Below are 7452 nucleotides of genomic sequence, written 5' to 3'. Positions count from 1 at the left end.
TCCGCGTCTTTATGTTGTGTTATATTTTCTTTCAAGCTGGATGACAGCTTAAGTGCACTAGGACGTGATGGTGGTAGAGGGGTGTTTGATGAGCGGCGGAGGCGAGGGGGGGGGAGGGGCGGGGCGGGTCGTCGGCGATGCCGCACAAGCGCAACCCGGTCGCTGCCATCTCCGCGCGGGCCTGCGCCCGCCGCGCGCCGGGGCTGGTCGCCACGCTGCTGTCGGCGATGGAGCAGGAGCACGAGCGCGCCGCCGGGGCCTGGCACAGCGAGTGGCCGGCGCTGACCGAGCTGCTCACCACCGTGGGGTCGGCGGCGTCCTGGCTGGCCGAGGGACTGCGCGGGCTGCGCCCCGATCCCGCCCGCATGGCCGCCACCGCCGCGGCCGCCGCGGAGGGCCCGCTGGCCGGCGCGCTCGCCGAGGCGCTGACACCCACCCTCGGCAGGGGCGCGGCGCACGACGCCGCGGCCGCCGCCGTCCGCGAGGCCCGCGACAGCGGCCGGCCCCTGGCCGAGGTGGTCGCCGCCCGCACCGACGTCGACGTGCGGGCGGTGCTCGCCGCCGGTACACCCGACGTCGGGGAGGCCGGCGCCCAGGTGGACGCCGCACTGATCGAGCACGCCGCACTCACGGAGGGACGCCCATGACGGCCGTCGAGGTCTCGTACACCGAGGACGGGCCGGCCGACGCGCCGGTCGTCGTCCTCTCCAACTCGCTCGGGGCCACCCGCGGCATGTGGGATCCGCAGGTCCCGGCGCTGGCCGAGCGCTACCGGGTGGTCACCTATGACACCCGCGGCCACGGCGACTCGCCGTCCCCCGCGGAGCCCTACACGCTCGACGACCTGGTGGACGACGTGGTCGCGCTGCTGGACCGGCTGGGCGTGCGGCGGGCGCACGTCGCCGGGCTCTCGCTGGGCGGGATGACGGCGATGCGGCTGGCGGCGCGCGAGCCCGCGCGGGTGGACCGGCTCGTCGCCCTGGCGACGTCGGCCAAGCCCGACCCGCAGGGCTTCCTCGACCGGGCCGCCGCGGCCCGCGCCGGCGGGACGGCGCCGCTGGCGCCGACCGTGGTCAGCCGCTGGCTGACGCCGGCGTACGCGGCCGAGCACCCGGATCTGGTGGCGCGGCTGGAGGCGATGATCGTCGCGGCCGACGACGAGGGCTACGCGCTCTGCTGCGAGGTGGTGGCCGCCGTGGACCTCCGGGAGGACCTCGGGCGGATCACCGCGCCGACGCTGGTGGTCTCGGGCGCCGAGGACCCGGCGCTGCCGCCCCCGCACCAGCAGGCCATCGTCGACGGCATCGCCGGCGCCTCGCTGGTGTCGGTGAGCCCGGGCGCGCACCTGCCGAACCTGGAGCAGCCGCTGGAGGTCACCGGCGCGCTGCTCGGCCACCTGGACGCGGCAGGACCCGGCCGTATCGACACAGCCGCGGGCGGACACGCGTGAGCGAGCCGCCCGACACCGACGACGCCCGCCGGGACGCCGGCATGCGCACCCGGCGCGAGGTGCTCGGCGACGCCTGGGTCGACCGCGCGGTGGCCGGCACGACGCCCTTCACCGCCGACTTCCAGGACTTCATCACCCGGGTGGCCTGGGGCGACGTCTGGCAGCGGCCCGGCCTGGCCCGCCGCGACCGCAGCCTGATGACGCTGTCGATCACGATCGCGCTGCGGCACTGGGACGAGTTCGCGCTGCACGTGCGCGCGGCGAAGAACAACGGCCTGTCCGACGAGGAGATCGCCGAGGTGCTGCAGCACGCGGCGGTCTACGCCGGCGTGCCGGCGGCGAACCACGCGTTCAAGGTCGCCGGGCCCATCCTCGAGGAGCTGCGCGGCGGGGCCTGAGCGGGCCTCGCGCCACCCCCTCAGGCCGGCCGGCCGCGGCCCTCGCGCAGGTAGCGGACGAGCGCGTCGGTCGAGGAGTCCGCGTCGTATTCCGGCGCGGACTCGCTCTGCAGCTTGGGCGCCAGCTGGTTGGCCATGACCTTGCCGAGCTCCACGCCCCACTGATCGAAGGAGTTGATGCCCCACACGACGCCCTGGGTGAAGACCCGGTGCTCGTAGGCGGCGACGAGCTGCCCCAGCACCGACGGCGTCAGCTTGGGCGCCACGATCGCGTTGGACGGGTGGTTGCCCGGCATCACCTTGTGCGGGACGACGTCCGGCGCCGTCCCCTCGGCAGCGACCTCCTCGGCCGTGCGGCCGAAGGCCAGCGCGCGCGGCTGGGCGAGGAAGTTGGCCAGGAACAGGTCGTGCATGCCGTCGAGGCCCCTGTCGTGGGCGAGGTCGTCGGGCTGCGCGAAACCGATGAAGTCGGCCGGGACGAGCAGCGTGCCCTGGTGCAGCAGCTGGTAGAAGGCGTGCTGCCCGTTGGTGCCCGGCTCGCCCCACACGATCTCCCCGGTGGCGACGTCGACCGGGGAGCCGCCGAGGGTGACCGACTTGCCGTTGGACTCCATGCACAGCTGCTGCAGGTAGGCGGGGAAGCGCGCCAGGTACTGCGAGTAAGGCAGCACCGCCTGGCTCTGGGCGCCGAAGAAGTCGACGTACCAGACCGAGATCAGCCCGAGCAGGGCCGGCAGGTTCTCCTCGTACGGCGCGGTGCGGAAGTGCTCGTCGACCGTGTGGAAGCCGTCGAGCATCTCGCGGTACTGCTCCGGGCCGATCGCCACCATGAGCGAGAGCCCGATCGCCGAGGTGAAGGAGTACCGGCCGCCGACCCAGTCCCAGAAGCCGAACATGTTGGCGGTGTCGATGCCGAACTCGGCGACCTTCTCGGCGTTGGTGGAGACGGCGACGAAGTGCTTCGCGACGGCGTCCTGGTCGCCGCCCTGTCCTCCGGATGCCAGGCCCTCGACCAGCCAGCGGCGGGCCTCCTTCGCGTTGGTCAGCGTCTCCTGGGTGGTGAAGGTCTTCGACGCCACGATGAACAGCGTGGTGGCCGGGTCGAGGTCGCGGGTGGCCTCGGCGAGGTCGGTCGGGTCGATGTTGGAGACGAAGCGGAAGGTCAGCGACCGGTCGGAGTGGTCGCGCAGCGCGAGGTAGGCCATGGCCGGCCCGAGGTCCGAGCCGCCGATGCCGATGTTCACCACGGCGCGGATCCGCTCGCCGGTGTGCCCGGTCCAGGCCCCGCTGCGCACCCGGTCGGCGAAGTCGGCCATCCGGCCGAGCACCTCGTGCACCTCGGCGTTGACGTCGTGCCCGTCGACGACCAGGCCGCTGGTGCGCGGGTCGCGCAGCGCCACGTGCAGGACGGCGCGGTCCTCCGTGGCGTTGACGTGCTCCCCGCGGAACATCGCCTCGGTGCGCCCGCGCAGGTCGACCCGCTCGGCCAGCGCCGCGAGCAGCCGCACCGTCTCGCGGGTCAGCCGGTTCTTGGAGTAGTCGAGGTACAGGTCGCCGGCGGTGACCACCAGCTCGGTGCCCCGCTGCGGGTCCTCGGCGAACAGCTCGCGCAGGTGCCGGTCGCCCACCGCGCGGTGGTGCTCGGCGAGTGCCTGCCACTCCGCGCTGTTCGTGATGCCCATGGACCCCTCCTGCTCCCAGCCGACGGATCGGCTGCCGACGCACCTACCCTGCCGGGAGGCGGCCCCCGGGGCGACTCCGGGACCCGCCGCCCGGACGAGAGGACGGACACGGACATGGCACTGCTGGACGACGGCGCGTGGCAGGGCAAGCTCTGGACCGGCGCCTGGACCGACGGGTCGGGCGGCACCTACGACGTGGTGGAGCCCGCGACGGGGGACGTCGTCGGCGCGGTCGGGAAGGCGACCCCGGAGGACGTCGCTGCCGCGGCGGACCGGGCGGTCGAGGCGCAGCGGGCGTGGGCGGCGCTGCCGTTCGAGGACCGCGCGCGGGTGCTCCGCCGCGCCGGTGAGGTGCTCGAGGCGAACGCGGAGGAGATCAGGGGCTGGCTGGCCCGCGAGACCGGCGCCGTCCAGCCGTTCGGCGACTTCCAGGTGCACACCACCGCGGCCGAGTGCTACGAGGCCTCGGCGCTGCCGAGCCACCCGTACGGCGAGCTGCTGCGCACCGGTGCGCCGCGGCTGTCCTTCGCCCGTCGGGTGCCGGCCGGCGTCGTCGGCGTCATCGCGCCGTTCAACGTGCCGACCATCCTGGCCATCCGGGCGATCGCCCCGGCCCTGGCGCTCGGCAACGCCGTCGTCCTCAAGCCCGACCCCCGCACCGCCGTCTCCGGCGGCGTGCTCTTCGCCCGCGTCTTCGAGGAGGCTGGCCTGCCGGCCGGCGTGCTGCAGGTGCTGCCCGGCGGCGCGGACGTCGGCGAGGCGCTGGTGACGGCCCCGCCGGTGCGGGTCATCGCGTTCACCGGCTCGACGAGGGCCGGCCGCGCGGTCGGCGCCCTGGCGGGCCAGCACCTCAAGCGCGCGCACCTGGAGCTCGGCGGCAACTCCGCGCTGATCGTGCTGCCCGACGTCGACGTGACCGCGGCGGCCTCGGTGGGGGCCTGGGGCACCTTCGCCCACCAGGGCCAGATCTGCATGGCCACCAGCCGGCACCTGGTGCACGAGTCGATCGCCGAGGAGTACACCGCCGTCCTCACCGAGAAGGTCGAGAAGCTGCCGGTCGGCGACCCGTTCCGCGAGCAGGTGGCGCTCGGTCCGCTCATCGACGCCGGCCAGCGCGACCGGGTGCACGGCCTGGTCACGAGCAGCGTCGACGGCGGGGCGACGCTGCGCACCGGCGGCACCTTCGAGGGGCTGTTCTACCGGCCCACCGTGCTCGGCGACGTCCCGGTCGAGGCGCCCGCCTACCGGGAGGAGATCTTCGGCCCGGTCGCCCCGGTGACCCCGTTCTCCAGCCTCGACCAGGTCGTGGAGCTGGCCCGCGGCACCGAGTACGGGCTGTCGCTCGGCATCCTCACCCGCGACGTCTACGCCGGCCTGCAGCTGGCCGAGCGGATCCCCTCGGGCCTGGTGCACATCAACGACCAGACGGTCAACGACGAGGCCGTGGCCCCGTTCGGCGGGGTTGGGGCGTCGGGCACCGGCTCCCGGCACGGCGGTCCGCAGGCCAACATCGAGGCGTTCACCGAGACCCAGTGGGTGACCCTGCGCGGCGACCTGCCCGCCTACCCCTTCTGATGCCACGTCAGGCAACGCCGTCCTGGAGGGGGCCTCAGGGAAACCGGGGTCATGGGACGAGGTGAGGCTTCGTCCGCCGACTTACGCGGCCGTCTGCCACCGCACGTGCGCCGGAGGTGGCAGCGGCAGCGGGTCGTCGTCGAGGGAGTACACCTCCAGCCCAGACAGCCGGCCGCCGTCGACGAACAGGAGGAGGCCACCGATCGGCTCGCCGTTCGCACCGACCACCGTGCCCTCGACTGGCACGGGGCTGCTCGCCGATGAGCGCGGCACGGTGTCGGGCACGTGCAGGTGCAGGGTCCCGCACCCGCAGCTGCAGCCGGGCGACGCGCTCACTTGGCGTGCCTGCACGCGCGGTGCTTCGACGCCCAGGAAGTCATGGCGGAGGAGCGCACCGAGAAGCAAGAGTTCGCTGCTCGTCAGCGGCCGGATGCCCACGGCGTCCCGCGGAGGATGTCCCGTCACGCCCTGAGTCCCATCCACTCCGCCGTCGATCAGCGTCAGCCCTGACTGGCGGCGGGTGTCCCTCAGTGGGCCGCTCAGGCGAACACCGCCTACCGCGGCACGACCTGTCGCACCCGAGGCTCCCAGGAGTCCACCCAAGGTGGCCAGGCGTCATCGGCTGGCCGCCGTGTCGGTTCGTCGACATGGCGACCAGCCGACACGGCGACGAGCCGACACGTGGTTCCGGCTGGTCAGAAGGGCGGGGGATCGGTGTCCTGGGGAGGTGGGTCCGGCCGTGGAGCGCCGTCTCTCTCCGGCGGTTCAGGTGCCGGTGGCCGCATCCCGGGTGGTCGGGTGGTGCGGGTGACGCCGGATGGTGTGGTGACGTGCAGGGTGCCGTCGGGGTCCATGGTGAAGGTCCAGCCGCGGGCGTGGGTCTTGAGGCGGTGGTGGCTGCGGCACAGGCAGCAGAGGTTGGCGCAGTCGGTGGCCCCGCCGCAGGCGTGCGGGATGACGTGGTCGCGGTCGGCCCAGCCGACCCGCTGCCCGCAGTTGGGGAAGCGGCAGGCCCGGTCGCGGGTGGTGACGAAGGCGTGCTGGGCGGCGGTGGGTACGTAGGCCTCGGTCGGCGGCGGCCGGTCCAGCACCGGGCAGCCGCAGTCGCGGTTGGGGTGGTCGGGGCAGCCGCGGCGGCGCGGGCCAGCTGCTCGGGGGTGGTGGTGGCCAGCAGCCGCCCGTCGCCGTCGGTGAGCGCGCAGGTCAGCGACCCGCCCTCGGGGGCGCGCAGGCCCAGCGCGCCGAGGCGGGCCAGCAGTTCGCGGACGTGCCGGGCGGTGATCGGCAGGCCGTTCACCGATCCCGGCGTGGCCGCGGTGCCCTCCAGGGCGTCCAGGGCGGCGGTCACCGTCACCCTTGCGGTGACGCCGGGCAGGCCGTGGTCGGCGGGGCGGCGCAGCAGCAGGAAGCAGACCTCGGCCCGGATCTGACCGATCGGCCGGTCATCGCCGTCGGCCTTGGCCATCCGGGCCAGCTGGTCGATCAGGTCGTAGGCCTCGGCGGCCTCGTCGGCGGGCAGCTCGGCGGCCAGGGTGGCCATGCCCTCCAGCTGCGAGGGATAGGTGCGCACGTCGGCCTGCCGCTTGGCGTCCTTGCGGCGGGCGTCGACGGCGTCGGCGTCCAGCTTGAGCAGCAGCGCCAGCGCCCGGGCGCGCAGCCGGCCGGTCGACAGGTCGCTGGCCTCGCCCAGCAGCTGCGCCTCGATCTGCCGGGCGAGCGCGGGGGAGGTCAGGCCGAGCACGTCGGCGAGCACCTTCGCCCGGGGCTCGTCCAGCGCACCGGCGGCCAGCGCCGCCCAGGTGGCGGGCAGGTGCTCCCGGTAGGTCCAGGCCCGCCGCGCCAGATTCGCCGCGCTGCGGCGGCCGCAGTTGAGCACCATCGCCAGCTCGGCGGAAAAGAACTGCGACACCCCGGGCAGCTCGGGCTCCGGCGCCCACGACCCCCGCCGCGCACCCGGCTGGTCCGCCGGCGGATCCAGGGTGTCCGGGGTGTCGTCGGCCAGCCCCAGCACCAGCTCCGCCTCGTACGCGGCGTCCATCGCCCGGCGGGCCTGCACCCGCTGCAACTCCGCGGCCTTCTGCTCCCGGGTCAGCAGCGACACCGGCAGCCGGCGGTCGGGCAGCGGCTGGGCCACCGACCAGTCGACCAGCAGCTCCTCCACCGCCTGCTGACCCCACATCCGACCCATGACCCGAACATACGTACGGGGTACGACAGTTCTCGTGCCATGAGCGGGGCTCCACTGACCCGGTCAGAGACGGCGGGACGCCACAGCACCGGCTGGGTCGCGTACTGGTCGCGTGCGCCGTCGACCTCCCGTCGTCCAGCCGGCCACCAGGGCGGATCC

Annotated in this window: 7 protein-coding genes; 4 read left to right on the top strand and 3 right to left on the bottom strand. The window is 74.3% G+C overall.

Features of this window, described 5'->3' with window-relative positions:
- Positions 1–137 precede the first annotated feature (137 nt).
- From CNO22_RS05895 to pcaC, 3 genes are read left to right on the top strand one after another with little or no spacing between them, the layout of a single operon-like run.
- Positions 138–647, top strand: coding sequence for a hypothetical protein (locus CNO22_RS05895; protein ID WP_232806827.1), 510 nt, complete (start codon positions 138–140; stop codon positions 645–647).
- Positions 644–1450: a 3-oxoadipate enol-lactonase gene (gene pcaD / locus CNO22_RS05890; RefSeq protein ID WP_100498400.1), complete on the top strand. Its 807-nt coding sequence runs from the start codon at positions 644–646 to the stop codon at positions 1448–1450. Before CNO22_RS05895 ends, pcaD begins: the two co-directional genes overlap by 4 nt.
- Positions 1447–1848, top strand: coding sequence for a 4-carboxymuconolactone decarboxylase (gene pcaC, locus CNO22_RS05885; RefSeq protein ID WP_198588127.1), 402 nt, complete (start codon positions 1447–1449; stop codon positions 1846–1848). The genes pcaD and pcaC overlap by 4 nt, the downstream gene beginning before the upstream one ends.
- A gap of 20 nt (positions 1849–1868) precedes the next feature.
- On the opposite strand, the gene pgi is transcribed toward pcaC, so the two are convergent.
- Entirely contained in the window at positions 1869–3530 is a 1662-nt protein-coding gene (gene pgi / locus CNO22_RS05880; protein WP_100498399.1) for a glucose-6-phosphate isomerase, read from the bottom strand.
- A 114-nt stretch (positions 3531–3644) separates the two neighbouring features.
- Here pgi and CNO22_RS05875 point away from each other — a divergent pair, with 114 nt between their 5' ends.
- Positions 3645–5105 (top strand): benzaldehyde dehydrogenase, encoded by a 1461-nt coding sequence (locus CNO22_RS05875; RefSeq protein ID WP_100498398.1) that lies wholly within the window; start codon positions 3645–3647, stop codon positions 5103–5105.
- Positions 5106–5186: 81 nt separating this feature from the next.
- On the opposite strand, the gene CNO22_RS05870 is transcribed toward CNO22_RS05875, so the two are convergent.
- Together CNO22_RS05870 and CNO22_RS05865 are read right to left on the bottom strand one after the other, a co-directional pair.
- Positions 5187–5441: a hypothetical protein gene (locus tag CNO22_RS05870; protein ID WP_100498397.1), complete on the bottom strand. Its 255-nt coding sequence runs from the start codon at positions 5439–5441 to the stop codon at positions 5187–5189.
- A 40-nt stretch (positions 5442–5481) separates the two neighbouring features.
- The gene (locus CNO22_RS05865; protein ID WP_332870061.1) at positions 5482–7293 is read right to left on the bottom strand and encodes a DUF222 domain-containing protein; all 1812 of its coding nucleotides are present in this window, start codon (positions 7291–7293) and stop codon (positions 5482–5484) included.
- Positions 7294–7452: the final 159 nt, after the last annotated feature.

The sequence above is a fragment of the Geodermatophilus chilensis genome (assembly GCF_002802985.1).
In the GTDB taxonomy this organism is placed as follows: domain Bacteria; phylum Actinomycetota; class Actinomycetes; order Mycobacteriales; family Geodermatophilaceae; genus Geodermatophilus; species Geodermatophilus chilensis.
The sequence above is the reverse complement of the archived record's forward strand: the minus strand, read 5'-3'. Positions and strand labels throughout refer to the sequence as shown.